The sequence below is a fragment of the Mycobacterium saskatchewanense genome (assembly GCF_010729105.1).
Taxonomy (GTDB): domain Bacteria; phylum Actinomycetota; class Actinomycetes; order Mycobacteriales; family Mycobacteriaceae; genus Mycobacterium; species Mycobacterium saskatchewanense.
This window is the reverse complement of sequence record NZ_AP022573.1, coordinates 1757837-1783385: the sequence shown is the minus strand read 5'-3', so window position 1 is coordinate 1783385 and position 25549 is coordinate 1757837. Positions and strand designations below refer to the sequence as shown.

23 protein-coding genes are annotated in these 25549 nt (G+C 69.2%); 14 read left to right on the top strand and 9 right to left on the bottom strand.

Annotation, left to right across the window (positions count from 1 at the left end; translation table 11 throughout):
- The first annotated feature begins 996 nt into the window (after nucleotides 1-996).
- The 11 genes from G6N56_RS08200 (at nucleotide 997) to proB (ending at nucleotide 14567) form a co-directional block, all read left to right on the top strand.
- Nucleotides 997-1617, top strand: coding sequence for a transglycosylase family protein (locus tag G6N56_RS08200; RefSeq protein WP_163645096.1), 621 nt, complete (start codon nucleotides 997-999; stop codon nucleotides 1615-1617).
- A gap of 93 nt (nucleotides 1618-1710) precedes the next feature.
- Nucleotides 1711-2970 carry a saccharopine dehydrogenase family protein gene (locus G6N56_RS08195; RefSeq protein WP_085258013.1) on the top strand — a complete coding sequence of 420 codons (1260 nt, stop codon included), beginning with the start codon at nucleotides 1711-1713 and terminating at the stop codon, nucleotides 2968-2970.
- Nucleotides 2971-2996: 26 nt separating this feature from the next.
- Nucleotides 2997-5651 (top strand): valine--tRNA ligase, encoded by a 2655-nt coding sequence (locus G6N56_RS08190; RefSeq protein WP_085258012.1) that lies wholly within the window; start codon nucleotides 2997-2999, stop codon nucleotides 5649-5651.
- Nucleotides 5648-7117: a bifunctional tetrahydrofolate synthase/dihydrofolate synthase gene (folC, locus tag G6N56_RS08185; protein ID WP_085258011.1), complete on the top strand. Its 1470-nt coding sequence runs from the start codon at nucleotides 5648-5650 to the stop codon at nucleotides 7115-7117. The genes G6N56_RS08190 and folC overlap by 4 nt, the downstream gene beginning before the upstream one ends.
- The gene (locus G6N56_RS08180; RefSeq protein ID WP_085258010.1) at nucleotides 7114-7500 is read left to right on the top strand and encodes a DUF4233 domain-containing protein; all 387 of its coding nucleotides are present in this window, start codon (nucleotides 7114-7116) and stop codon (nucleotides 7498-7500) included. Before folC ends, G6N56_RS08180 begins: the two co-directional genes overlap by 4 nt.
- A 29-nt stretch (nucleotides 7501-7529) precedes the next feature.
- Nucleotides 7530-7940 (top strand): nucleoside-diphosphate kinase, encoded by a 411-nt coding sequence (gene ndk, locus G6N56_RS08175; protein WP_085258009.1) that lies wholly within the window; start codon nucleotides 7530-7532, stop codon nucleotides 7938-7940.
- A 305-nt stretch (nucleotides 7941-8245) separates the two neighbouring features.
- Nucleotides 8246-11125, top strand: a complete 2880-nt coding sequence (locus tag G6N56_RS08170; protein ID WP_085258008.1) for a ribonuclease E — start codon at nucleotides 8246-8248, stop codon at nucleotides 11123-11125.
- Between the two features lie 235 nt (nucleotides 11126-11360).
- Complete coding sequence (gene rplU, locus G6N56_RS08165; RefSeq protein WP_085258007.1) at nucleotides 11361-11672, top strand: 50S ribosomal protein L21; 312 nt, start codon at nucleotides 11361-11363, stop codon at nucleotides 11670-11672.
- Nucleotides 11673-11686: 14 nt separating this feature from the next.
- Complete coding sequence (gene rpmA / locus G6N56_RS08160; protein ID WP_085258006.1) at nucleotides 11687-11941, top strand: 50S ribosomal protein L27; 255 nt, start codon at nucleotides 11687-11689, stop codon at nucleotides 11939-11941.
- A 62-nt stretch (nucleotides 11942-12003) separates the two neighbouring features.
- A complete protein-coding gene (gene obgE / locus G6N56_RS08155; protein ID WP_085258005.1) occupies nucleotides 12004-13458 on the top strand; it encodes a GTPase ObgE in 1455 nt (484 codons plus the stop codon).
- The gene (gene proB, locus G6N56_RS08150; RefSeq protein WP_085258004.1) at nucleotides 13455-14567 is read left to right on the top strand and encodes a glutamate 5-kinase; all 1113 of its coding nucleotides are present in this window, start codon (nucleotides 13455-13457) and stop codon (nucleotides 14565-14567) included. Before obgE ends, proB begins: the two co-directional genes overlap by 4 nt.
- On the opposite strand, the gene G6N56_RS08145 is transcribed toward proB, so the two are convergent.
- From G6N56_RS08145 to G6N56_RS08135, 3 genes are all read right to left on the bottom strand, one after another.
- Complete coding sequence (locus G6N56_RS08145; protein WP_085258003.1) at nucleotides 14564-14983, bottom strand: DUF5313 domain-containing protein; 420 nt, start codon at nucleotides 14981-14983, stop codon at nucleotides 14564-14566. The genes proB and G6N56_RS08145 overlap by 4 nt on opposite strands.
- A gap of 25 nt (nucleotides 14984-15008) precedes the next feature.
- Complete coding sequence (locus G6N56_RS08140; protein WP_085258002.1) at nucleotides 15009-15500, bottom strand: MarR family winged helix-turn-helix transcriptional regulator; 492 nt, start codon at nucleotides 15498-15500, stop codon at nucleotides 15009-15011.
- A gap of 73 nt (nucleotides 15501-15573) precedes the next feature.
- On the bottom strand, nucleotides 15574-16224 hold the full coding sequence (locus tag G6N56_RS08135; protein WP_085258001.1) for a TetR/AcrR family transcriptional regulator: 651 nt from the start codon (nucleotides 16222-16224) through the stop codon (nucleotides 15574-15576).
- A gap of 103 nt (nucleotides 16225-16327) precedes the next feature.
- Here G6N56_RS08135 and G6N56_RS08130 point away from each other — a divergent pair, with 103 nt between their 5' ends.
- On the top strand, nucleotides 16328-17596 hold the full coding sequence (locus tag G6N56_RS08130) for a cytochrome P450 (RefSeq protein ID WP_085258000.1): 1269 nt from the start codon (nucleotides 16328-16330) through the stop codon (nucleotides 17594-17596).
- A 269-nt stretch (nucleotides 17597-17865) separates the two neighbouring features.
- Here the strand turns inward: G6N56_RS08130 and G6N56_RS08125 are convergent, their stop codons facing one another.
- Together G6N56_RS08125 and G6N56_RS08120 are read right to left on the bottom strand one after the other, a co-directional pair.
- On the bottom strand, nucleotides 17866-18699 hold the full coding sequence (locus G6N56_RS08125; protein WP_085257999.1) for an SIR2 family NAD-dependent protein deacylase: 834 nt from the start codon (nucleotides 18697-18699) through the stop codon (nucleotides 17866-17868).
- 187 nt (nucleotides 18700-18886) lie between these two features.
- Nucleotides 18887-19426 (bottom strand): cysteine hydrolase family protein, encoded by a 540-nt coding sequence (locus G6N56_RS08120; protein WP_085258022.1) that lies wholly within the window; start codon nucleotides 19424-19426, stop codon nucleotides 18887-18889.
- Between the two features lie 58 nt (nucleotides 19427-19484).
- Between G6N56_RS08120 and G6N56_RS08115 the strand changes: the two genes are divergently transcribed.
- Nucleotides 19485-21548, top strand: a complete 2064-nt coding sequence (locus G6N56_RS08115) for an NAD(+) synthase (protein WP_085257998.1) — start codon at nucleotides 19485-19487, stop codon at nucleotides 21546-21548.
- Between the two features lie 32 nt (nucleotides 21549-21580).
- On the top strand, nucleotides 21581-21979 hold the full coding sequence (locus G6N56_RS08110) for a VOC family protein (RefSeq protein WP_085257997.1): 399 nt from the start codon (nucleotides 21581-21583) through the stop codon (nucleotides 21977-21979).
- 335 nt (nucleotides 21980-22314) lie between these two features.
- Here the strand turns inward: G6N56_RS08110 and G6N56_RS08105 are convergent, their stop codons facing one another.
- Genes G6N56_RS08105 through G6N56_RS08090 form a run of 4 tightly spaced genes read right to left on the bottom strand, consistent with a single transcriptional unit; the run spans nucleotide 22315 to nucleotide 25539 of the window.
- Nucleotides 22315-22863 (bottom strand): YbhB/YbcL family Raf kinase inhibitor-like protein, encoded by a 549-nt coding sequence (locus G6N56_RS08105; protein ID WP_085257996.1) that lies wholly within the window; start codon nucleotides 22861-22863, stop codon nucleotides 22315-22317.
- The gene (locus G6N56_RS08100; protein WP_085257995.1) at nucleotides 22860-23420 is read right to left on the bottom strand and encodes a LeuD/DmdB family oxidoreductase small subunit; all 561 of its coding nucleotides are present in this window, start codon (nucleotides 23418-23420) and stop codon (nucleotides 22860-22862) included. The genes G6N56_RS08105 and G6N56_RS08100 overlap by 4 nt, the downstream gene beginning before the upstream one ends.
- The gene (locus tag G6N56_RS08095; protein WP_085257994.1) at nucleotides 23417-24664 is read right to left on the bottom strand and encodes a 3-isopropylmalate dehydratase large subunit; all 1248 of its coding nucleotides are present in this window, start codon (nucleotides 24662-24664) and stop codon (nucleotides 23417-23419) included. The genes G6N56_RS08100 and G6N56_RS08095 overlap by 4 nt, the downstream gene beginning before the upstream one ends.
- A complete protein-coding gene (locus G6N56_RS08090) occupies nucleotides 24655-25539 on the bottom strand; it encodes an isocitrate lyase/PEP mutase family protein (protein WP_085257993.1) in 885 nt (294 codons plus the stop codon). Before G6N56_RS08090 ends, G6N56_RS08095 begins: the two co-directional genes overlap by 10 nt.
- Nucleotides 25540-25549: the final 10 nt, after the last annotated feature.

Sequence of the window (25549 nt, the reverse complement as noted above, 5' to 3'; positions counted from 1 at the left end):
TCCTATCCGTTAAGCATGTGTAAGTTCCTGCGCCGGAATTATTCGATAATCACTGATTCTCAATTATCGCGTCAGGCCGGTATTGCGTCGCACCATAAACCGGTCGTGATCTGTAATGCACTGGCGCGGCGCACATCCCCGCCTGACCGGGGATTGCACGGGCCGGCTGCCCACTGAGCGGCTGGTTGGGCGGTCCGCCGTCTTGTGGCAAATCTCAATGACGAAATGTGGTGGCTTTCGCCGGCTGCCGAAGGCCGGATCTCGTGGCACAACCGCGGTCGCCGATCATCAACATCCAGACTGCCAAAAGCATTGCTCACCAATATCTTTGGCTGAAACGTTTTGGCGCCGTGGCAGACCCGGGCGTGATGGGAGACGCGCCACCCCCGTGGTCGGGAAAGGTTTGCTGAGCAAGACATTTCGCAGCGTTGCCGCGGCAACAACACGCGACGGCGTGTCAGTCACGGCCGCGCCGCCTCATGCGCTAAAGTGCCCGGCCCGCAGCGTCGGGAGCGAGCGTCGACTGCACCAAACCGTGCGATGTGTGACCGCAAATGTCGTGGCCCAGCTCACAAAATGTGCGTGATTCGGCTCACGATTGGGTTGCGATTTCGACGGATGGGCACGTGGCGGAATCCTCGCCCTGACCTGCGCCGACAAATGCGGGATGGCGCCGTGACCGAGACGTTATCGAACCGAGATATCCGCTTTCCGAAGATGACGAACGCTGCCGGGTCTCGTACGGTCCCTGTTAGCCCGAAACGGGTTACCGATTAGTTAAACAAAATTGAATCCACGGACCCGCGTGTGTGCGGGGCTGCGGACGGCGAAAGTCCGACCGCGGCCGGTGGGCGATAGCCCGCCGGGCATTCAGGCCCCCGCTGTCGTGCCCGAACGAGACGGCCCGGCCCAGAGCACCCATTCCGCAATACCAAGCACCTTCAGCCCACGCCCGTGGGCTTGCTTTGGCGCGCGCGCACCGCGAAAGGAAGAAATTTGAAGAACGTCCGCAAGACGCTCATCCTCGCCGCGATCTCAGGCACGTTGGTGACGGCGCCCGCCGCCACCGCGACTGCGGAGCCGATGGGCATTGACCCGAACGTTCCCCCCGCCGAGGCCGTCCCCGACGCGCCCCCGCCGCCGGCTCCGGACGCCCCGGCGCCCGCTCCCGTGGGCTTCGACCCGAACGTGCCGCCGCCGCCCGCGGTCCCCGACGCCCTGGCGCCGGTCGACGCTCCGCCGCCCCCGGCCCCCGTGGGCTTCGACCCGAACGTTCCGCCGCCGCCGGGACCTGACGTGCCGCCGCCGGCGCCGGTGGGCTTCGACCCGAACGTGCCGCCGCCGCCGGCCCCGGATGCCCCGCCGCCGCCCCCCGTCCACAGGGCGTACAGCGTGAACTGGGACGCCATCGCGCAGTGTGAGTCGGGCGGTAACTGGTCGATCAGCACCGGCAACGGCTTCTCGGGTGGGCTGCAGTTCACCTCGAGCACCTGGCGCGCCAACGGCGGGTCGGGATCGCCGTCCGGCGCCAGCCGTGACGAGCAGATCCGGGTCGCCGAGAACGTCCTGCACAGCCAGGGCATCGGCGCGTGGCCGGTCTGCGGCCGCCGCGGCTGACCGCCGTCGCGCACATATAAGGAATGCCGGGCCTTCGGGCCCGGCATTCCTCGTCTCCAGCGGCCGCTGCACCTTCGGGTAGCGTCGGGGCCCGTGACCGTTACGCCGCGTGAATACGACCTCGTGCTCTATGGCGCCACCGGCTTCGTCGGCAAGCTCACCGCCGAATACCTCGCCACCGCGGCGGGCGACGCTCGGATAGCGCTGGCCGGCAGGTCGACGGACCGGTTGCGCGCCATCCGTGACGGACTCGGCGAGCCCGCGCGGTCCTGGGGCCTGCTGGCCGCCGACGCCGCATCGCCGTCGACGCTGAACGAGATGGCCACCCGCGCCCAGGTCGTGGTCACGACGGTCGGGCCCTACACCCGCTACGGGCTGCCGCTGGTCGCCGCGTGCGCGGCGGCCGGCACCGACTACGCCGACCTCACCGGTGAACCGCCGTTCATGCGCGACAGCATCGACACCTATCACAAGCAGGCCGCCGACACCGGGGCCCGCATCGTCCACGCGTGCGGCTTCGACTCCGTGCCCTCGGATCTGACCGTCTATGCGCTGTACCGGGCGGCGCGTCACGACGGGGCGGGCGAGCTGGGCGACACCGACTTCGTCGTCCGCTCCCTGCGCGGCGGGTTGTCCGGCGGCACCATCGCGTCGCTGCTGGAGGTGCTCGACGCCGCCTCCGGCGACCCGGACGTGCGCCGGCAGCTGAACGACCCCTATACCTTGAGCACCGATCGCGCCGCCGAACCTGAACTCGGCCGTCAGCCCGACCTGCCCTGGCGCCGCGGCCGCCAGATCGCGCCGGAACTGAGCGGCTTGTGGACGGGCGGCTTCATGATGGCGCCGGCCAACACCCGAATCGTGCGCCGCAGCAACGCGTTGATGGGCTGGCCATACGGACGGGGGTTCCGATACACCGAAAGCATGAGCCTCGGATCGTCGCCCCTGGCGCCGTTGGCATCCGCCGTCCTCAGCGGCGTCGGCAACGCGACGATGGGGTTGGGCGGCCGCTACTTCCGGCTGCTGCCGCGCCAGCTGGTGGAACGCGTCGTCCCGAAGCCCGGCACCGGGCCCAGCGCGGCGGCCCGCGACCGCGGCTTCTACCGGATCGAGACGTACACCACCACGACCACCGGCGCGCGCTACGTGGCGCGCATGGAGCAGCGGGGCGACCCCGGTTACAAGGCCACCTCGGTGCTGCTGGGGGAGTGCGGTCTGGCCCTCGCGCTGGACCGCGACAAACTCTCCGATCTGCGCGGCGTGCTGACGCCGGCGGCCGCGATGGGTGACGCGCTGCTGGCCCGGTTCCCGGCCGCCGGCGTGTCGTTGCAGGTCGACCGGTTGGGCGGGTGACCCGCGTCGCTCCCTAGAATTGACCGGTGACCGACAGCCGCTCCGCCGCCGACCTGCCCAAGTCGTGGGACCCCGGCGCCATGGAGGGGCCGATCTACCAGGGCTGGGTGGATGCCGGCTACTTCACGGCGGACCCCACAAGCCCCAAGCCCGGGTACTCGATCGTCCTGCCGCCGCCGAATGTGACCGGCAGCCTGCACATGGGTCATGCGCTGGAACACACCATGATGGACGCCCTGACCCGCCGCAAGCGCATGCAGGGCTACGAGGTGTTGTGGCAGCCGGGCATGGATCACGCCGGCATCGCGACGCAGAGCGTCGTCGAAAAGCAGCTCGCGGTCGACGGCAAGACCAAAGAGGAGTTCGGTCGGGAGCTGTTCGTCGAGAAGGTCTGGGACTGGAAGCGCGAGTCCGGCGGGGCCATCAGCGGCCAGATGCGCCGCCTCGGTGACGGCGTCGACTGGAGCCGCGACCGGTTCACCATGGACGAGGGCCTGTCGCGGGCGGTGCGCACCATCTTCAAGCGGCTCTACGACGCCGGGCTGATCTACCGCGCCGAGCGGCTGGTCAACTGGTCGCCCGTGCTCGAAACCGCGCTCTCCGACATCGAAGTCAACTACGAAGAGGTCGAGGGCGAGCTGGTGTCGTTCCGATACGGCTCGCTGGACGACTCCCAGCCCCACATCGTGGTCGCCACCACCCGAGTCGAAACGATGCTGGGCGATTCCGCGATCGCCGTGCACCCCGACGACGAGCGCTACCGCCACCTGGTGGGCAGCACCCTGCCCCACCCGTTCCTCGACCGGCGGCTCGTCATCGTCGCCGACAAGCACGTCGACCCCGAATTCGGCACGGGCGCGGTCAAAGTCACGCCCGCGCACGATCCCAACGACTTCGAGATCGGGTTGCGCCACCAGCTGCCGATGATCTCGATCATGGACACCAAGGGCAGGATCGCCAACACCGGAACGCAATTCGACGGGATGGATCGCTTCGAGGCGCGCGTCGCGGTGCGTGAAGCCCTTGCCGCGCAAGGACGGATCGTCGAGGAGAAGCGCCCCTACCTGCACAGCGTCGGGCACTCCGAGCGCAGCGGCGAGCCGATCGAGCCGCGGCTGTCGCTGCAGTGGTGGGTGCGCGTGGAGTCGTTGGCCAAGGCCGCCGGTGACGCGGTGCGCAACGGCGACACCGTAATTCACCCGGCCAGCATGGAGCCACGCTGGTTCGCCTGGGTCGACGACATGCACGATTGGTGCATCTCGCGGCAGCTGTGGTGGGGTCACCGGATCCCGATCTGGTACGGGCCCGACGGCGAACAGGTCTGCGTCGGGCCCGACGAGACGCCGCCGGAGGGCTGGGAGCAGGATCCCGACGTGCTGGACACCTGGTTCTCCTCAGGGCTGTGGCCGTTTTCCACGCTGGGCTGGCCGGCGCAGACTCCGGAGCTGGAAAAGTTTTACCCGACAAGCGTTTTGGTGACGGGCTACGACATCCTGTTCTTCTGGGTGGCGCGGATGATGATGTTCGGCACCTTCGTCGGCGACGACGACGCCATCACGCTCGGCGGCCGCCGGGGCCCCCAGGTTCCGTTCACCGACGTCTTCCTGCACGGGCTGATCCGGGACGAGTCCGGCCGCAAGATGAGCAAGTCCAAGGGCAACGTGGTCGACCCGCTGGACTGGATGGACACGTTCGGGGCCGACGCCCTGCGTTTCACGCTGGCCCGCGGCGCCAGCCCCGGCGGTGACCTGGCGATCGGGGAGGACCACGTCCGGGCGTCCCGCAACTTCTGCACCAAGCTGTTCAATGCCACGCGGTATGCGCTGCTGAACGGCGCCGCCCTGCAGGAGCTTCCGTCGTCGGATCAACTGACCGATGCCGATCGCTGGATTTTGGGACGCCTGGAAGAGGTTCGAGCCGAGGTTGATTCGGCCCTGGACGCCTACGAGTTCAGCCGGGCCTGCGAGGCGCTCTACCACTTCGCGTGGGACGAATTCTGCGACTGGTACGTGGAATTGGCCAAGACGCAGCTGTCCGAGGAGGGCGCCCACACCACCGCAGTGCTGGCGGCGGTGCTCGACACGATGCTACGCCTGCTGCACCCCGTGATCCCGTTCCTGACGGAGTCGCTGTGGCGGGCGCTGACGAACCGGGAGTCGCTGGTCGTCGCCGACTGGCCGAAACCGTCGGGTGTGTCACTGGATCCGGTTGCCGCGCAGCGGATCAGTGACATGCAGAGGCTGGTCACCGAGGTCCGGCGGTTCCGCAGCGAACAGGGCCTGGCCGACCGGCAGAAGGTGCCGGCCCGGCTGGGCGGTGTCGACGGCGCCGGGCTGAGCGCCCAAGTCGCCGCCGTCACCTCGCTGGCGTGGCTCACCGCGCCGGGTGACGACTTCCAGCCGTCGGTGTCGTTGGAGGTGCGGCTGGGGCCCGACTCGAACAGCACCGTCGTCGTCGAGCTCGACACGTCGGGCACCATCGACGTCGCCGCCGAGCGCCGCCGCCTGGAAAAAGACCTGGCCGCAGCGCAGAAGGAGCTGACCTCGACCGCCGCCAAGCTGGGCAACGCCGACTTCCTGGCCAAGGCCCCCGAACATGTGGTCGCCAAGATTCGGGACCGGCAGCGGCTCGCGCAGGACGAGACGGACCGGATCACGGCCAGGCTGGCTGCCCTGAAATGAGCGATTCGCCCGAGTGGGGGCCGGACATCCAGCCCGAAGACCCCCACGTCGATGTCGCGCCCACCCCCGACGAGATCGCGGCACTGTGGCAGGTCGAACACCTACTGGACCAGCGCTGGCCGGAAACCCGGATCGAGCCGAGCCTGACCCGCATCAGCGCGCTGATGGACTTGCTGGGCTCGCCGCAGCTCGGCTACCCCTCGATTCACATCACCGGCACCAACGGAAAGACCTCGGTGGCGCGGATGGTCGACGCCCTGGTGACCGCGCTGGGGCGGCGCACCGGCCGAACCACCAGCCCCCACCTGCAATCGGCGGTCGAGCGCATCTCGATCGACTCCAAACCGATCAGCCCCGCTCAGTACGTGGCGACGTACCGGGAGATCGAGCCGTTCGTGCAGATGGTCGACGCGCAGTCGCAGGCTGAGGGCGGACCGGCGATGAGCAAATTCGAGGTGCTCACCGGGATGGCGTTCGCCGCGTTCGCCGACGCGCCCGTCGACGTCGCCGTCGTCGAGGTCGGGATGGGCGGGCGCTGGGACGCCACCAACGTAGTCGGCGCGCCGGTTGCGGTCATCACCCCGATCGCCATCGATCACGTGGAGTACCTCGGGGATGACATCGCCGGCATCGCCGGCGAGAAGGCCGGCATCATCGCCAAGGCGCCCGAGGGCGCGCCGGACACCGTCGCGGTAATCGGACGCCAGGTGCCCGAGGCGATGGAGGTGCTGTTGGCGCAGTCCGTGCGCGCCGACGCCGCCGTCGCCCGCGAGGATTCCGAGTTCGCGGTCCTGGGCCGTCAGGTCGCCATCGGGGGGCAGGTCCTGCAGCTGCAGGGGCTCGGCGGGGTGTACTCCGACATCTTCCTGCCGCTGCACGGCGAGCACCAGGCGCACAACGCCGTCGTGGCACTCGCGGCGGTCGAGGCGTTCTTCGGCGCCGGCGCGCAGCGTCAGCTCGACGTCGACGCCGTCCGGGCGGGTTTCGCCGCCGTCACCAGCCCCGGCCGGATGGAGCGCATGCGCAGCGCCCCAACGGTTTTCATCGACGCTGCGCACAACCCGGCGGGGGCGGCCGCGCTGGCGCAGACGCTGACCGACGAATTCGACTTCCGCTTCCTGGTCGGCGTGATCGGCGTGCTTGCCGACAAGGACTTCGGCGGCATCCTCGCCGCACTGGAGCCCGTGTTCGACCAGGTCGTCGTGACCCACAACGGGTCGCCGCGGGCGCTGGACGTCGAGTCGCTCGCGCTGGCGGCGCAGGAGCGGTTCGGGCCCGACCGGGTCGCCACCGCCGAGAACCTGCGCGACGCGATCGACGTCGCGACGGCGCTGGTCGACGACGCGCTGCGGGATGGATTGGTCGAGGGGGAGGCCGAGGCGTTCTCTGGCACCGGGATCGTCATCACCGGCTCGGTCGTCACCGCCGGCGCCGCACGCACCCTGTTCGGTCGTGATCCGGAATGAGCGAGCAGGACCCGGCGCCGGCGGGCGACCCGTGGAAGAGCTTCGGCGCGGTGATGGCCGCGACGCTGGTCCTCGAGGCGATCGTGGTGCTGCTGGCGATTCCCGTGGTCGGCGCGGTCGGCGGTGGCCTCACGTCGGCCTCGCTGGCCTACCTGGTCGGCCTGGCCACGCTGCTGATCCTGCTCGCCGGGCTGCAACGGCGACCCTGGGCGATCTGGGTCAACCTCGGCGTCCAGATCCCGCTGCTCGCCGGCTTCGCGGTGTACCCGGGGGTGGGCTTCGTCGGCGTCCTCTTCACCGGGCTGTGGGCCCTCATCGCGTACTTTCGCGCCGAGGTGCGGCGGCGGGAGGCCGGACGCGGGAAGGCCCAGCCGCCCGGCTAACGCGCGGTTATTTCTGTACGCTGTGCGCCGTGACCGAACGGACCCTCGTACTGATCAAGCCCGACGGCGTCGAACGGCGCCTGATCGGGGGGATCCTCAGCCGCATCGAGCAAAAGGGCCTGACCATCGCGGCGCTGGAGCTTCGGCACGTCGCCGAAGACCTGGCCGCCCAGCACTATGCCGAACACGAGGGCAAGCCCTTTTTCGGTTCGCTGCTGGAATTCATCACCTCCGGGCCGGTGGTCGCGGCCATCGTGGAGGGGCCGCGGGCGATTGCCGCGTTCCGTCAGCTCGCCGGCGGCACCGATCCGGTCGAAAAGGCGTCGCCGGGCACGATTCGTGGCGATTTCGGGCTGGAGACGCAGTTCAACCTGGTGCATGGGTCGGATTCGACCGACTCGGCGAAGCGCGAGATCGCGCTCTGGTTTCCCAACAGTTAGCTCGGCCGACCGAACCGCCCCGCTCAGGTGCGAGTAGGTCCGTGAAGTGATATGGGATACTGACTGCGGGTGAACGTCGCCGGACCGGCTTCGGACACCCGAATGAAGACTTGGACAAGCGCGACCATCGGCATCGGTCGGTGTTGCGCCGCATGTCAGGCCGGCATTCAGTACGGCGCCGAGTGGGTTCTTCCGAGCCGCTCGGGGCGAGACCATCACAAGCCCGGGAGAAGCGACCCGGGCGCATAGCGAAGCCCTCGCGTGGCCGCGTCGAAAGGACGCGCCCGGGGGCTAAAGGAGAGTACGTGGTAGACGGTGCACCCCCTACAGAGCCGACACAAGAGCCGACCGGGCACGAGGATCTGCCTGACCGCCTGAGGGTCCATCAGCTGGCCCGAGCGCTGGGCAGCACCAACAAAGAGGTGTTGGACGCCCTCGTCTCGCTCGACGGCCGGACCCGCAACGTGCAATCCGGCGTGGACCGCGAGGACGCGCTTCGCGTGCGCGACCTCATCTTCGCCAAACCGCTGCCGAACATCCCGGGCTTCAGCAGCGCGCCGGCCCCCGTCGTCGCCAGGCCCGTATCCCGACCGCCGGCGGAGAGCCCCGGCGAACCTCCGCAGTACATGCCGCTATTCGTGGCGCCCCAGCCGATCGAGAAGGACCGGGGCGGCGCCGGCGACGCGTCCGACATCGACACCGACTATGACTCCGAGGACGCCGACACCGACGACGACGAGGAACAGGCCGACAGGCCGGCCAACCGCCGCCGGCGCCGGGGTCGCCGCGGCCGGGGCCGCGGGCGCGGCGAGCAGGGCGGGCCCGACGGCCAGGACGCCGGCGAGGACGACGCCGAGTCCGACTCGGACGACGAGGATTCCGAGGACTCCGACGATTCGGACGCCGGTGATGAGGAGGGCGGCTCGTCGGAGGGCGCCACCCGCCGGCGCCGCCGCCGGCGGCGCCGCAAATCCGGGTCGGCTGACGACAACGACGAAACATCGTCGCCAGACGACCCGCCCAACACGGTGGTGCACGAGCGGCCGCCGCGCTCGGGCAAGGGCGGTGGGGCCGACGGGAACGGCTCGTCGAACGCCGAGATCAAGGGCATCGACGGCTCGACGCGGCTGGAGGCCAAGCGGCAGCGGCGCCGGGACGGGCGCGACGCCGGGCGGCGACGCCCACCGGTACTGACCGAGGCCGAGTTCCTGGCGCGCCGTGAGGCCGTCGAACGGGTCATGGTGGTGCGCGACCGGATCCGCACCGAACCGCCGCACCCGGGCTCCCGGTACACCCAGATCGCGGTGCTCGAGGACGGCATCGTCGTCGAGCACTTCGTGACGTCCGCCGCTTCCGCGTCCCTGGTGGGCAACATCTACCTCGGCATCGTGCAGAACGTGCTGCCATCGATGGAGGCGGCGTTCGTCGACATCGGCCGCGGCCGCAACGGGGTGCTGTACGCCGGCGAGGTCAACTGGGAGGCCGCGGGGCTGGGCGGATCCGACCGCAAGATCGAGCAGGCCCTCAAGCCGGGCGACTACGTCGTGGTCCAGGTCAGCAAGGATCCGGTCGGGCACAAGGGCGCCCGGCTGACCACGCAGGTTTCGCTGGCCGGCCGCTACCTGGTGTACGTGCCGGGCGCGTCGTCCACCGGGATCAGCCGCAAGCTGCCCGACACCGAGCGGCAGCGGCTCAAGGAGATCCTGCGCGAGGTGGTCCCGTCGGACGCCGGGGTGATCATCCGCACCGCCTCCGAGGGCGTCAAAGAGGACGACATCCGCGGCGACGTCACCCGTCTGCAGGAGCGTTGGAAGCAGATCGAGGCCAAGGCGCGCGAGATCAAGGAGAAGGCGGCCGGCGCCGCGGTGGCGCTCTACGAAGAGCCGGACGTGTTGGTCAAGGTCATCCGCGACCTGTTCAACGAGGACTTCGCCGGCCTCATCGTCTCGGGCGACGAGGCGTGGAACACGATCACCGAATATGTGAATTCGGTTGCGCCCGATCTAGTTTCGAAGCTGAACAAGTACGAGACGGCCGACTCTTCCGAGGGCATCCCGGCCCCTGACGTGTTCGCGGTGCATCGCATCGACGAGCAACTGGCCAAGGCGATGGACCGCAAGGTTTGGCTGCCATCGGGCGGCACGCTGGTGATCGACCGCACCGAGGCGATGACGGTGATCGACGTCAACACCGGCAAGTTCACCGGCTCCGGGGGCAACCTCGAGCAGACGGTCACCAAGAACAACCTCGAGGCGGCCGAGGAGATCGTTCGCCAGCTGCGACTGCGCGACATCGGCGGGATCGTCGTCATCGACTTCATCGACATGGTGCTCGAGTCGAACCGTGACCTGGTGTTGCGCCGCCTGACCGAGGCACTGGCCCGCGACCGCACCCGCCATCAGGTGTCCGAGGTGACCTCGCTGGGCCTGGTGCAGCTGACTCGCAAGCGGCTCGGAACCGGGCTGATCGAGGCGTTCTCGACCGCGTGCCCCAACTGCGGCGGCCGCGGCGTCCTGCTGCACGCCGACCCCGTCGAATCGACCTCGTCGAACGGGCGCAAGGCCGAGTCCGGCGGCCGCCGCGGCCGGCGGTCGAAGAAGGGCCGGTCCGACGAGACCGCCGAACAGCCCACCGTGGCCAAGGTGCCCGCGCACGCCCCCGGTGAGCATCCGATGTTCAAGGCGATGGCGGCGGGTAACGGGCGCGACGACGAGGAGTCCGACGAGACCGGCGAGGCGGGCGAGTCCGCCGACACCGACGAGCGGACGCTCGCGGGCGCGACCGCCGGACGGGAGGACTTCGGCGGCGTCGGCGACACCGAAGACATCGAGGACAGCGACGAGGACGAGCTCGACGACGAAGACGAGCTCGACGACGAGGAAGACCTCGGTGACGACGACGAGGATGTCGGGCTGGATGACGACGACAACGACGACGACGACACCGACGACAGCGATGACGACGACGACAGCGATGACGACGACGACAGCGATGACGACGACGACACCGATGACGACGACAGCGATGACGACGACGACAACGAGGACGAGGACGACTTCGACGGCTCCGAGGACTCCGACGTGGGCGGCCCCCGCGGTGCCGTCGAGGTGCAGTCGATGTTCGGGCGTCCCCGCCGGCGGCGCGCCGCCGGCCGGCCGGCCGGCCCGCCCATCCACGCCGACTGAGCCGTTGGGGCCGGATCCAGCCGATTTGAGGGTCGGTTTGACCCTGTCGACGCTGGTCACGTACCCTTGGACAGTTGTCGCCAGGCCGGGCCCGAAAGCCTTGGCCGGCGAACGGCGGGATTCCCGGCAGACGCCGCGGCCCCGCGCTGAGATCCACACCAGGACCCACCACGAGGAAGCCGGTGGTCCGCGCGCGAAGCGCGGGCGAACGGCGAAGCAGAAGGCAGGAGCAACGATGGCGACCTACGCAATCGTCAAGACGGGCGGCAAGCAGTACAAGGTCGCCGTCGGGGACGTCGTCAAGGTCGAGAAGCTCGACTCCGAGCCCGGTTCGAGCGTGTCGCTGCCGGTCGCGCTGGTGGTGGACGGCGCCAACGTCACCACCGACGCCGGGACGCTGGCCAACGTCGCCGTCACGGGTGAGGTCCTTGAACACACCAAGGGCCCCAAGATCCGCATTCACAAGTTCCGCAACAAGACCGGCTACCACAAGCGTCAGGGCCACCGTCAGCGGCTGACGGTCCTGAAGGTCACCGGAATCAAGTAGCAAAGGCGACAGACATGGCACACAAGAAGGGCGCTTCGAGCTCGCGCAATGGTCGCGATTCCGCCGCTCAGCGGCTCGGCGTCAAGCGGTTCGGCGGCCAGCTCGTGAAGGCCGGCGAGATCATCGTCCGCCAGCGCGGCACCAAGTTTCACCCCGGCGTGAACGTCGGACGCGGCGGCGACGACACGCTGTTCGCCAAGGAGACCGGCGCCGTCGAATTCGGCGTCAAGCGCGGGCGCAAGACCGTCAGCATCGTCGCGGCCGACTGATCTCTTCCGGGGCCGACGCCCGGCTCGCATCGTCGCCGGGCGGTACCTGAGAGGACCCTGCGATGCCCCGGTTTATCGACCGCGTCACCATCCACGCGCGCGCGGGTTCGGGCGGTAATGGTTGCGCGTCGGTCCATCGCGAGAAGTTCAAGCCGCTCGGCGGCCCCGACGGCGGCAACGGTGGCCGCGGCGGCAGCGTCGTCCTGGTCGTCGACCCGCAGGTGCACACCCTGTTGGACTTCCACTTCCGCCCGCACGTCACCGCTCCGTCGGGCAAGCAGGGCATGGGCAACAACCGCGACGGCGCCGCCGGCGCGGACCTGGAGGTGAAGGTTCCCGACGGCACCGTCGTTCTCGACGGGAACGGCCGGCTGCTGGCGGACCTGGTCGGTCCCGGCACCCGCTTCGAGGCCGCGGCGGGCGGCCGCGGCGGCCTGGGCAACGCGGCGCTGGCGTCGCGCGCCCGCAAGGCGCCCGGTTTCGCCCTGCTCGGCGAGGAGGGCGAGGCCCGCGACCTCACGCTGGAACTCAAGACCGTGGCCGACGTCGGCCTGATCGGGTTCCCGTCCGCCGGAAAGTCGTCGCTGGTGTCCGCCATCTCCGCGGCCAAGCCGAAGATCGCCGACTACCCGTTCACTACGCTGGCTCCCAACCTGGGTGTGGTCTCGGCGGGCGAGCACACCTTCACCGTCGCGGATGTCCCCGGCCTGATTCCCGGCGCCTCGCAGGGCCGCGGGCTGGGCCTGGATTTCCTGCGGCACATCGAGCGCTGCGCCGTGCTCGTGCACGTGGTCGACTGCGCCACCGCCGAACCGGGCCGCGATCCGATTTCCGACATCGCCGCCCTGGAGGCCGAACTCGCCGCCTATACGCCCACCCTGCAGGGCGACGCGGCCCTGGGCGACCTCGCCGAGCGGCCCCGGGCGGTGGTGTTGAACAAGATCGACGTCCCGGAGGCGCGCGAGCTCGCCGAATTCGTGCGTGACGAGATCGCCGAGCGCGGCTGGCCGGTGTTCCTGGTGTCGACCGTCTCCCGGGAAGGGTTGCAGCCGTTGATCTTCGGGCTGTGGCGGATGGTGTCGGAGTACAACGCCGCGCTGCCGCCGGTCGTGCCGCGCCGGCCGGTGATCCGCCCGGTGCCCGTCGACAACAGCGGCTTTTCCGTCGAGCCCGATGGGCAGGGCGGTTTCGTGGTCAGCGGCGCCCGCCCCGAGCGCTGGGTCCGGCAGACCGCCTTCGAAAACGACGAAGCGGTTGGGTATCTCGCCGACCGGCTCGCGCGCCTGGGCGTCGAGGATGAGCTGTTGCGACTGGGCGCCGAGCCCGGCTGCGCGGTGACCATCGGCGACATGACCTTCGACTGGGAACCGCAGACACCCGCGGGGCAACATGTCGCCATGTCCGGACGAGGCACCGATGTGCGGCTCGAGCAGAGCGAGCGGGTGGGAGCCGCCGAGCGCAAGGCCGCCCGCCGTCAGCGCCGCGAACGCGCGGGCGAATCCGATGGCACCCCGTGAGCGCACACCGTGAGGCCATCCGAACCGCGCGCAGCCTCGTCGTCAAGGTCGGCACGAACGCGCTGACCACGCCGTCCGGCATGTTTGAGGCCGGCCGGCTGGCCGGCCTGGCCGATGCGATCGAGGCGCGCATGAAGGCGGGCACCGACGTGGTGATCGTGTCCTCGGGGGCCATCGCCGCCGGCATGGAGCCGCTCGGATTGTCCCGTCGCCCCAAGGATCTGGCGACCAAGCAGGCGGCCGCCAGCGTCGGACAGGTGGCGCTGGTGAACTCGTGGAGCGCGGCGTTCGCCCGGTACGGCCGCACGGTCGGGCAGGTCCTGCTGACCGCCCACGACATCTCCATGCGGGCCCAGCACACCAACGCGCAACGCACGCTGGACCGGCTGCGCGCGCTGCACGCGGTGGCGATCGTCAACGAGAACGACACGGTGGCCACCAACGAGATCCGGTTCGGCGACAACGATCGGCTTTCCGCGCTGGTGGCCCACCTGGTGGGCGCCGAGGCGCTGGTGCTGCTCTCCGACATCGACGGGCTCTACGACGCCGATCCGCGAAAGACAAAGGGCGCCAGGTTCATTCCCGAGGTGTCCGGGACGGCGGACCTCGACGGGGTGGTCGCCGGGCCCGGCAGCGCGCTGGGCACCGGGGGCATGGCGTCGAAGATGTCGTCGGCGCTGCTGGCGGCCGACGCAGGGGTGCCGGTGCTGCTGGCCGCCGCCGACGACGCCGCGACGGCGCTCACCGACGCCTCGTCGGGCACGGTGTTCGCCGCGCGCCCCGCCCGCATGTCGGCGCGCCGGTTCTGGGTGCGCTACGCCGCCGAGTCGGCCGGCTCGCTCACCCTGGACGCCGGGGCGGTGCGTGCCGTCGTGCAGCAACGCCGTTCGCTGCTGGCCGCGGGCATCACCGCGGTGGCCGGCCGGTTCTACGGCGGCGACGTCGTCGAGTTGCGCGGGCCGGACGCGGCGATGGTGGCCCGTGGGGTGGTCGCCTATGACGCCGCCGAACTCGCCTCGATGATGGGCCGGTCGACCTCCGAGCTGCCCGGGGAGCTGCGCCGGCCCGCGGTGCACGCCGACGACCTGGTGGTCGTCCAAGCGGCCTAGATGAACGGGTTGCTGTTGTCCTGCCATGCGGCGGATTCGGGGCGCGGCCCGAAACGCCGGGCGTAGTCCTCGTGCATCTTCGCTTGTTTCTTGTTCTTGATCACGTCGACCAGGTTCGGATCGAGGCCGTGCTGCGCCAGCCGGTGTCGGCGCCAGACCTTGTTCAACGCGAGCGAGATCAGTAGGGCCCAGATATAGAGCGGCAACGTCATCTCGGTGTGCACGTAGAGCGAAGCGGGAAGCAGCCAGAACGGCGCGAGAACGAACAGCGGTGGTATGGCCCAACGGATCATGTGGCGGCGCACGGCTCCGTCGCCCGCCAGGTCGTGGGCGACCCAGTCGCGCATCGAGGCGGGCAGGCATCGACCGTACGAATAGGTGATGTACTGCCAGATGTTGGGTTTGTTGCTCGTCATGGGGCTCCCTCGGGGCGGGCGGTTTTCAGCACTGTAATGCGCCCGCTGCCAAGGCGGCCGCGTTGATGCGGGTGAGCACCTGGTGCAGGTGCTGAAGTTCGTCCAGGCCGACGCCCAGACGCGCGACCACTGCGGGCGGAATCTTCAGCGCGCGCCGACGCAGGGCGGTGCCGCCGTCGGTGAGTCTGACGTCGGTGGAACGCTCATCGACCATGCTTCGCGTACGGGTGATCAGGCCGAGCCCCTCCAGGCGCTTGAGCATTGGCGACAGAGTGGCCGGATCCATCTGCAATGTGGTGGCAATGTGCTTGACCGACAGAGGTTTCCGCTGCCCGGCTGCTGACTTTTGGTGGTCCCAGAGCGTCAACATCACCAGATACTGGGGGTGGGTCAGCCCCAACGGCTCCAGTAGCGGCCGGTAGACCGCGAGGACGGCGCGGTTGGTCACGCTCAGCGCGAAACAGACCTGCTGTTCGAGGGAGAGCGGGTCGAGCTGCGATGCGGCCGGCGGAGCCATATTCGCATCGTAATCCTAATAGTTAGGGTACTAACTATGTTGCTCATCACACCGGCCGCACGGCCCACCGGCTTCATCGCGCTGAGGCATTCTTGAGATATAGTGCCCCCCAGACGATTTCGGCCAAAGTGGCGGCGAGTTCCGCGTCGTACTCTGGCGGACTCCCCGGCAGGTTCTGCTGGCAGGCCCGCTCCACCATCCAGGTGAGCGCGCTGGCGGTGGTGGCGGCGGGCAGTTGGGGGCGGATGGTGCCGTCGGCCTGGCCGTCCTCGACGATCCGGGTCAAGCGATCCGAGATCGCGGTCAGCAGGTCGCGATAGGTCTGCGCGGTCCCGGGGTCGTAGGCGGCCATCTCGTTGAGGGCCACGAGCACCGGTTGATGCCGCCGATAGGTCTCGATGATGCCGGCCATGGCGGCGCGGACGTCGCCCGGATCTTGCCGCCCGGCCACCCCCCACCAGCGTTCGGCGCCGGCGGCCAGGTCGCCGAACACCTGCCTGGCGAGCCGCCGTAGCAGGTGACCCTTGTCCTCGAAATAGATGTAGAAGCTGGCCCGTGAGATGCCCGCCTCGGTCGACAGCCGGTCGACGCTGAGCTCGGTGAAGCTGGCGCCGTTGCGCATCAACCGCTCGGTGGCATCCAGCAGCCGGCGCTCCAGTTCCTCGCGCCGCTGCTCCCGTCCCCGCTCCTGGCGGGCCGGCGGCTTTCGCGTGACCGAGGGCATTCGCCGAGCATAGCCACCGACTCGACGTCTTGACTAGACATACTGTCTAGACATATGGTCGGCGTATCTTGTGACGGGAGTCATACCCAGGCGGAGGTCAACGATGACGGTGATGGCGGGAATGTCGGGCAGCAACCGCGCCTACGACGCGATCGATCTGTCCTCGCGCGCGTTCTGGTCGCAGGCAGCGGCGGAGCGGGAACGCTCGTTCGCGGTGCTGCGGGCGGAGCGCCCGGTGAGCTGGCACCCACCGGTCGAGGACGCGCTGATGCACGACCCCGACGACCGGGGCTACTGGGCGGTCACCCGGCGTTCGGATGTCGTCGCCGTCAGCCGCAACAACGATGTGTTCCTGTCCGGGCGGGGCGTGATGTTCGAGAACGTTCCGGTGGAACTCCTCGAGGCGTCGCAATCCTTCCTGGCGATGGACCCGCCCCGGCACACCAAGCTGCGCAAGCTGGTCAGCGCCGCCTTCACCCCGCGCCAGGTCCGCCGGATCGAGGACTCGATCAAGGCGAACGCGTTGACCATCGTCGAGGAGCTGCGGGCCGCCGGCAGCGGTGCCGACTTCGTCCAGCACTGCGCCAAGGAACTGCCCCTGCGCACGCTGTCGGACATGGTGGGCATCCCGGACTCCGAGCGCCAGCAGGTCGCACGCGCCGCCGACGCGTTGGTGTCCTGGGCCGACCCGGTCTATCTCGACGGCCGAAACCCGCTGGAGGTGCTGGTGGAGAGTCAGATGTACCTGCACCAGGTCGCCGGCGCGCTGGCCGCGGAGCGGCGCAAGCGCCCGGGCGACGACCTCTTCAGCGCGCTGGTCACGGCCGAGGTCGACGGCGACCGGCTCACCGACGCCGACGTGGCGGCCTTCTTCGTGCTGCTCGCCGTGGCCGGCAACGACACCACCCGCCAGACCGCCAGCCACGCGCTCAAAGCGCTCACCGACTTCCCCGGTCAGCGGGCGTGGCTGCTGGCGGCCTTCGAGGATCGCATCGGCATGGCGGTCGAGGAGCTCATCCGCTGGGCCACGCCGGTCATGACCTTCCGCCGCACGGCCGCAAGCGATTTCGAGCTCGGCGAGCAGACCATCCGGGCGGGGGAGAAGGTGGTGATGTTCTACTCGTCCGCCAACTGGGACACCGCGGTGTTCGAACACCCGGAGCGCCTCGATCTCGGCCGGGACCCCAACCCGCACGTCGGCTTCGGTGGCGGCGGGGTGCACTTCTGCCTCGGCGCGCACGTGGCGCGGGCACAGCTGCGCGCCATCTTCGGCGAGCTGTTGCGCCAGCTGCCGGACATTCAGGCCGGTGAGCCGGCCTACGTGCCCGGCAACTTCATCCACGCCATCCGCAGCATGCCGTGCACGTTCTGAGCGGCTAACGCCTGTTGCCCAAGGCTTGTCGGCCGCACGTCCCACGACCATCGCACTCAGCACATGAGGCGCAGCGGGGTTGGGCCCCGGAGGTCCCCGTCCGATCCGTCTGCCGGCGGCGGCCTTGATCGGGTCGCCCACCTGCGCGTGGTTGGTCTGCACCGACCCGGTGCGGATGTTGGCTAGAGCAGTCGTCTGCGCGCATCGGCCCCGACGCCATTCGTCGCGCCCGCAGCGGTGGCTCGGCGCCATTTGACTGGAATCACATTCTAAGACAATGGTTCTCGCTGTGCGATAAGCGGCAGCGTCAACTCGTCCGCAAGCAACGTCAGCAGCTCCGAGCACCCACCGTCGACCCTGACGGTGGCCAGGTCGTCACCGCGGGTCGGCCCGCGGTTGATGATGCCGATCGGCTTGCCGGTGGCGGCGGCGTGGCGCACGAACCGGTAGCCGGAGAACACCGTCAGCGACGAGCCGGCGACCAACAGCCCGTCGGCCTCGTCGACCAATGAATAGGCCTGGGCGACAACCTCTTTGCGCACGCTTTCGCCGAAGTACACAATGTCGGGTTTGAGCATGCCGCCACAGCGCGGGCAGTCCAGGTAGCGGAACGATGTCGTGTCGGCGACCACGGCGTCGGCGTCGGGCGCCACCGCCAGGCCCCCGGCGGCTCGCTGGCCGGCTCGCTCGATGAACCCCGGGTTGAGGGCCTCGAGCCGCTCGGCCAGCGCCGCCCGGCTCATGGTGGCACCGCACTCCAGGCAGACGACCCGCGCGTAGGTGCCGTGCAGGTCGACGACGTTGTGGCTGCCGGCCTTGGTGTGCAGCAGGTCGACGTTCTGGGTGATGACACCGGTGACCGCCCCGGCCCGCTCGAGTGAAGCCAGCGCCCGGTGACCGGCGTTGGGCAGCGTGTCATCCATGTGCCGCCACCCGACGTGGTTGCGCGCCCAGTACCGCTGCCGGAACACCGGATCCGCGGTGAACTGGCGGATGGTCATCGGATTGCTCGGCGGCGAGTCCGGCCCGCGATAGTCCGGGATGCCGGAGTCGGTGGACAGCCCAGCGCCGGTGAGCACCGCCACCCGTCGACCCGCCAGCATCCCGAGCAGCTCGGGGGCCCCGGAAGAAGTTGGGGAAGAGGGGACGGCCACCTCGTCGAGGGTAACCGTCGCCCGCGAGTGCGCGCGTCTGCGCTGGGGGCACCTCCCGCTTGCGGGGGGGACGACACGCCGGTCGAGCCGGCATTTTGCGCACGCTCGCGCCGGCTGGCTGAGTCTGGGGCCGGGTTCAGCGGAGGCAGTCCGCCACGCAGGTGAGCTCGGCGGACATGTTCGACTCCATCATCCTCAGTGCCGCCTTGCCCAGGTCGGCGTCGATGTGGGCGACGGCGTCGGTGGGGACCACCACGGGGAAGTGGCGTACGTAGGCGTCCAGCGCGGTGTAGAGGATGCACTGCTCGGTGACCTGGCCGGTGAGGATCAGCTGCTTCGTCTCGAGACGGTTGAGCAGGTACGCCAGCGCCGTCGCGTAGAACGCGCTGTGGCGCACCTTCGTCAGCACGCGGCTGCCCTCTTGCGGCACGATCGGCTTGACCAGGTCGGGCCGCGCGCCGTCGAGCGCGGAGCGGACGATGTCGGAGAACTCGGCGCTGAAGTCGCCGTAGTTGTCGTTGACGTACACGAGGTCGACGTCGTCGGATTCGCGCGCCCGGCGGACCAAATCGGCCAGGGGGTCGACGATCTTCCCGACATTGGGTATCAGTTCTTCAGCGTCGGGATGCTGATATGTGTTCATCATGTCGACCACCAGGACAGCAGTGTCACTCATGCTGTCGGGATACCCGGCGGCCATGAGTTGACACCCGGGAGGCGACAATGGAAGGGCCATGAGTTCTCGCAGGGACTTTTACAACGCTTACAGCCAGGGCTTCGTTCGGGTCGCCGCGTGCACCCAGCACTCCGCGATCGGCGATCCGGCGGCCAACGCAGAGTCGGTGCTCCGGATGGCGCGGGAGTGCCACGACGACGCCGTCGCCGTGGCCGTCTTCCCCGAGTTGACGCTGTCCGGGTACTCCATCGAGGACATCCTGCTGCAGGAGGTGCTGCTCGACGACGTGGAGCGCGCCCTCGCGGACGTCGTCGCGGGCGCGGCGGATCTTCTCCCGGTGCTGGTCATCGGGGCGCCGCTGCGTCACCGGCACCGGATCTACAACACCGCCGTGGTCATCCACCGCGGCTCGGTGCTGGGCGTTGCGCCCAAGTCCTACCTGCCCACCTACCGGGAGTTCTACGAGCGCCGCCAGCTCGCGCCCGGCGACGACGAGCGCGGCACCATTCGCATCGCGGGCCCGTCGGGCCCCGTCGAGGCCCCGTTCGGTCCCGACCTGCTGTTCGCCGCCGCCGACCTGCCGGGTCTGGTGTTGCACGTGGAGATCTGCGAGGACATGTTCGTGCCCATTCCGCCCAGCGCCGAGGCGGCGCTGGCGGGCGCGACCGTGCTGGCCAATCTGTCCGGCAGTCCCATCACCATCGGGCGCGCCGAGGACCGTTGCCTGCTGGCCCGCTCGGCGTCGGCGCGCTGCCTGGCGGCCTACGTCTACGCCGCGGCGGGGGAGGGCGAGTCCACCACCGACCTGGCGTGGGATGGCCAGACCATGATCTACGAAAACGGCGTCATGCTTGCCCAATCCGAGCGCTTCCCCAAGGGTGAGCGGCGCAGCGTCGCCGATGTGGACACCGACCTCATCCGGTCGGAACGGCTGCGGATGGGCACCTTCGACGACAACCGCCGCCATCACCGGAGTCCGGAGTCGTTCCGGCGCATCGAGTTCCGGCTCGACCCCCCGGCGGGCGACATCGGGCTGTTGCGGGATGTCGAGCGCTTCCCATTCGTCCCGGCGAATGCCGAACGCCTGGAACAGGATTGCTACGAGGCCTACAACATCCAGGTGTCCGGGCTCGAACAACGGCTGCGCGCGTTGAACTTCCCGAAGATCGTCATCGGGATCTCCGGCGGACTCGACTCGACGCACGCCCTGATCGTCGCGGCGCGGGCGATGGACCGCGAGGAGCGGCCGCGCAGCGACATCCTGGCCTTCACGCTGCCCGGGTTCGCGACGGGGGATCGCACCAAGCGCAACGCGATCGAGCTCTGCCGCGCGCTCGGTGTCACCTTTGCCGAGATCGACATCACCGAGACCGCGAAGTTGATGTTCAAGGAGATCGGCCACCCCTTCGCCCGCGGCGAGAAGGTCTACGACGTCACCTTCGAGAACGTCCAGGCCGGCCTGCGCACCGACTACCTCTTCCGGCTGGCCAACCAGCGCGGCGGCATCGTGCTCGGCACGGGTGACCTCTCCGAGATCGGGCTTGGTTGGTCGACATACGGGGTGGGCGATCAAATGTCGCACTACAACGTCAACGGCGGCATCCCGAAGACGCTCATCCAGCACCTGATCCGCTGGGTCATCTCGTCCGGCCAGTTCTCCTCCGACGTCACCGACGTGCTGAAGTCGGTGCTCGACACGGAGATCTCGCCGGAACTCGTGCCCAGCGGCGAAGAGGAGGAGTTGCAGAGCAGCGAGGACAAGGTCGGACCTTATGCCCTGCAGGACTTCTCGCTGTTCCACGTGCTGCGCTTCGGGTTCCGGCCTTCGAAGATCGCGTTTTTGGCCTGGCACGCATGGAGCGATCCCGAACAGGGCGACTGGCCGCCCGGATTCCCCGAGGACAAGCGACCTTCATACTCTCTGAAGGAGATTCGGCACTGGCTGGGCGTGTTCGCCCAGCGGTTCTATTCCTTCAGCCAGTTCAAGCGCTCGGCCCTGCCCAACGGCCCCAAGGTGTCGCACGGCGGGGCGCTCTCCCCGCGTGGGGACTGGCGCGCCCCGTCGGACATGTCCGCGCGCATCTGGCTCGATGAGATCGAGCGCGAGATTCCCGAGAGCTAGCGGCATCCGGCCACGACTTCATGAGGAGAAGCATGGATCTTGTTTCGTTGCGCATCATCACTGACGACTTGGAGCGGCTGGTCGGATTCTACGAACAGCTCACCGGCGTCGCGGGGACTCGCTACACGCCGGTGTTCGCCGAACTCGTGTTCCCGTCGTTCACGCTGGCGATCGGCCACACGGACACCACCCAGCTGTTCGGAGCCGATTCTGCGCGCCCTGCCGCGAACCGCAGTGCCATCATCGAATTCAGGGTCGACAACGTCGACAACGAATACGAGCGATTGCGTCCGATCGTGAGCGAGTGGGTGCAGGAGCCCACGACCATGCCGTGGGGCAATCGCTCCATCCTGTTCCGCGATCCCGATGGCAACCTCGTCAATCTGTTCACCCCGGTGACCCAGGACGCCATCAAGAAGTTCGACGGCTGAACCGCGAGTCTGCGGGCTTGAGCTTGGCAACCCCGCGGTTAGTTCGCCTCAGGCGTGGCTGTCCAGGTCGCCAGATCCGCGGATCCCCGCAGCCAGTTCACGCCCGACGCCGTCGATGCACACTCGATGCGGGGCCTAGGGCCGGTCGCGCCGGCGGCCTCGAGGCTTGGGGGGGGGGTGAGTGTGCTTTGCGGGCGTCGAATGTGCATCCTGGTCGTCCCGTGTGCGTCCAGGTTGCCGAAAACGCGTAATTCTCTTCGCTAGTGCACACTCAACGCCCTGAATGCACACTCGACGCGGTTCGGCCACGGTCCATGGCCGCACGGCCAACCCGGTCACCGCTCGTAAGTCCCGGTCAGCACCCCACGCGCCAGCACGTGTCCGCTCACCGCGGCCAACAGCGCCTTCGCGTTAACCGGGGTGTCTGGGATCGGCCGGTCGACGGCGAACACGTGGAACCGGTAGCGGTGCGGCCCGTGGCCGGGGATGGGGCGCGGGCCGGCATAGCCGCGATGACCGAGGTCGGCGCGGACGAAGCGCATACCGGCGCTGCCCGGTCGTAGCGCGCCCGCCGCGACGTCGTCGAGCGTCGGCTCGATCAGCGCCACGGTATGCATTAGCGGGCGGGGCAGTGGGACGTCGACGTCGTCGATGACGAGCAGCACCTGGCGAGTGCCGGGCGGTAGCCCGTCCCAACGCAACGGCGGGGAAACGTTGTCCCCGGCGCCCTTTCCCGCGGCGGACCGTGGCAGGGGGCCGCCGTCGATAAACGCGGCGCTGCTCACCGTAATCGAGTCCGGCGCGTCGAACCCACCGGCGCTCAACGGGCTCCGATGCGCTCCCGCACGAATCCCCCGCAGCGCCCTGCCGAGCAGGGCCGTCATGCGCCGCTCCCGGCGCCGCGGATCGCGACGGCCGGCGACCGGAGCAGGTCGCCCAACTCCTCGGCCAGGTAGCCCTGTTGCACCAGCCGCGGCAGCACGCCGCCGCTTGCGATGATCTCGAGGATGAGGTCGGGCAGCTTCGCCACCTTGCCGGATGCCCCGGTGGTGTCGTTCCTCCAGGTGCCGGCGGTGAGGTCGAACGTCCCGGTATCTCCTTCGCGAAAGACGTTGGTGGCGTTGGGAACCGTCATCGCCGGCAATCCGGAGTTCACGGCGTTGCGGAAGAACAGCGAGTTGAATTCCTCGGCGACCAAACCGGCGACGCCGAGCTCGACGAACAGCGCGGCGACCGGCCGCGACGACCCGAGCCCGAAGTTCTTGCCCGCGACCACGACGTCACCCCGCGAGACCTCGTCGGTCCAGCCGGGCCGCACCTCGTAGAAGACGTGCTTGGCGGCCTCGGCGGGCTCCATCTTCATCGCGAAAGCCGGGTACATGGCGTCGGTGTTCAGGCTGTCGCCGAAGACCCATACCTTTCCGCTGAACGACACTGTCACGCCGTCACACTCCTCGGGTCGGTGATGTAGCCGGTGACCGCCGACGCGGCCACCGTCGCGGGTGAGGCCATGAAGATCTGCGCCTCGGTGCTGCCCATGCGCCCGGTGAAGTTCCGGGTGCTCGAGGTGATGCACACCTCACCGGGGCCGACGACGCCCATGTGGTAGCCGAAGCACGCGCCGCAGGTGGAGTTGGTGATGAGGGCACCGGCGTCGGCGAGGTCCTGTAGGTACCCCAGTCGCATGGCCTCCCGGTACACCGCCTGCGAGGCGGGCGTGACGAGCAGCCGCACGCCGGGGGCAACGGCCCTGCCGCGCACCACGTCCGCGGCGATCCGCAGATCCTCGAGCTGACCGTTCGCGCACGACCCGATGAAGGCCTGGTCCACTTTCTGCCTGTCCAGCCGTGAGACGGGCAGTGCGTTGCGGCTGACTGTGCCCGGCCGCGCGACGTAGGGCTCCAGGCCCGTCAGGTCGACGCTCCGGACCTCCTGATAGGTGGCGTCGGAATCCGGTGCGGCGGCTGCGTACCCGGTGACACCTCGCTCGGCGAGGAACGACGCCAGCACGTCGTCGGGCTCGAAGGTGCCGAAGTCGGCGGAGATCTCGGCGACCTGGGTCGCGATGGTGCGCCGATCGTGCATCGGGATGCCGGCCAGCCCGGGGCCGCCGAATTCCAGGCTGCGGTTGGCGGCGTCGCCGTATTCGTTGGCGATGTGCAGGAAGACGTCCTTGCCGCTCACCGTGTTCGGCTTGGCGCCGTGAAATTCGTAGCGAATGGTCGGCGCCACCTGGAACCAGGTGCTGCCGGTGCACATGATCGAGTACACCTCCGCCGGTCCCAGGCCGCGCGCCGCGGTGTTGTAGGCGCCGGCGGCGCAGGTGTGGGAGTCGGTGCAGGCCAACACCTCTCCTGGGCGCGCCAGTCCGTTCTCGGCGATCACCTGGTGGCAGATGCCGTGGCGGCCGACATCGTAGAAGCGCTCGATGCCGAAGTCGGCGACGAACTTGCGGGCCCGCGGGCCGCCGGCCGCGTCTTTGATGGTGGGCGCCGGTACGGCGTGGTCCATCACCACTGCCAGCTTGTTCGGATCGTGGATCCGGTTGGGCGGCAACCACATCGTGGCGAACTGCAGGTCGATCAACACGGTCATGTCGACGTCGACCACCACGGTGTCGCCCGGCGAGACGGAGCCCAGGCCGGCCTTGCGGGCGAAGATCTTCTCGATGATGGTCATGCCCATGATGCGTCCTTGCGTGCGTAGCGGGTGTCCAGGTCGAGCCACTCGCTCATGCCGACCAGGTTGAAGAAGTCGGCAGGCGCGGCGGGCAGGTGCGGCGCGATCTCGGTGCCGTTGAGCTCGCAGAGGCTCTGCAGCATGCCGAAGGTGGCCTGGACCAGCAGATTGCCCGGATGAATCGCGATGGCATAGCCCAATTCCTGCAGCCGCGATGCCGACTCGAGCGGCGTCATGCCGCCGACGACCAGGTTGATCAGCAGGGGAGCGTCGACCTCGGCCGCGATGCGCTCGATCTCGGCGGCGTCCTGCGGCGCCTCGACGAAGATGATGTCCGCGCCCGCCTGCGCATACCGGTTGGCGCGCTCGATCGCGGCGTCCAGTCCCAGCGGTCCGCGCGCATCGGTGCGGGCCACCACGAGCAGGCCGTCGTCGGACCTCGCGTCCAGCGCGGCGGCCAGCGTCTGTTCGAAGACCGGCGCGTCGACGACCTGTTTGTCCGGCAGGTGCCCGCACCGCTTGGGAAACACCTGGTCCTCCAGCTGGATCGCGGCCACGCCCGCCACGTCGTAGGAGCGCACCGTGCGCACGACGTTCATGGGGGCGCCGTACCCGGTGTCGGCGTCGGCGATCAGCGGGATGTCGCCCAGGGCGTCGGCGATCATCGCGGCCCGCCCTGCCATTTCGGTCGCCGTGACCAGCCCGATGTCGGGCAGCCCGAAGCCGGAGGCGGCGACGCCCGCGCCGGTCATGTACGCCGCGGCCTGGCCGGTCCGTTTTGTCAGCTGCGCGGAGATGCCGTCGAAGACGCCTGGGGCGACGATGAGCTCGCGCTTGTCGAGCAGTTCTCTCAGCCGCCGGCGGGCCGGGGTGGCGGGCATCGGTGGGTCC

Bases quoted from the DNA above. Each gene is read 5' to 3' on its own strand.
- folC (WP_085258011.1), top strand. From the start codon at position 5,648: ATGAGCGATTCGCCCGAGTGGGGGCCGGACATCCAGCCCGAAGACCCC.
- G6N56_RS08180 (WP_085258010.1), top strand. From the start codon at position 7,114: ATGAGCGAGCAGGACCCGGCGCCGGCGGGCGACCCGTGGAAGAGCTTC.
- rplU (WP_085258007.1), top strand. From the start codon at position 11,361: ATGGCGACCTACGCAATCGTCAAGACGGGCGGCAAGCAGTACAAGGTC.
- rpmA (WP_085258006.1), top strand. From the start codon at position 11,687: ATGGCACACAAGAAGGGCGCTTCGAGCTCGCGCAATGGTCGCGATTCC.
- obgE (WP_085258005.1), top strand. From the start codon at position 12,004: ATGCCCCGGTTTATCGACCGCGTCACCATCCACGCGCGCGCGGGTTCG.
- G6N56_RS08145 (WP_085258003.1), bottom strand. From the start codon at position 14,983: ATGACGAGCAACAAACCCAACATCTGGCAGTACATCACCTATTCGTAC.
- G6N56_RS08140 (WP_085258002.1), bottom strand. From the start codon at position 15,500: ATGGCTCCGCCGGCCGCATCGCAGCTCGACCCGCTCTCCCTCGAACAG.
- G6N56_RS08135 (WP_085258001.1), bottom strand. From the start codon at position 16,224: ATGCCCTCGGTCACGCGAAAGCCGCCGGCCCGCCAGGAGCGGGGACGG.
- G6N56_RS08130 (WP_085258000.1), top strand. From the start codon at position 16,328: ATGACGGTGATGGCGGGAATGTCGGGCAGCAACCGCGCCTACGACGCG.
- G6N56_RS08125 (WP_085257999.1), bottom strand. From the start codon at position 18,699: ATGCTGGCGGGTCGACGGGTGGCGGTGCTCACCGGCGCTGGGCTGTCC.
- G6N56_RS08120 (WP_085258022.1), bottom strand. From the start codon at position 19,426: ATGAGTGACACTGCTGTCCTGGTGGTCGACATGATGAACACATATCAG.
- G6N56_RS08115 (WP_085257998.1), top strand. From the start codon at position 19,485: ATGAGTTCTCGCAGGGACTTTTACAACGCTTACAGCCAGGGCTTCGTT.
- G6N56_RS08110 (WP_085257997.1), top strand. From the start codon at position 21,581: ATGGATCTTGTTTCGTTGCGCATCATCACTGACGACTTGGAGCGGCTG.
- G6N56_RS08105 (WP_085257996.1), bottom strand. From the start codon at position 22,863: ATGACGGCCCTGCTCGGCAGGGCGCTGCGGGGGATTCGTGCGGGAGCG.
- G6N56_RS08095 (WP_085257994.1), bottom strand. From the start codon at position 24,664: ATGGGCATGACCATCATCGAGAAGATCTTCGCCCGCAAGGCCGGCCTG.
- G6N56_RS08090 (WP_085257993.1), bottom strand. From the start codon at position 25,539: ATGCCCGCCACCCCGGCCCGCCGGCGGCTGAGAGAACTGCTCGACAAG.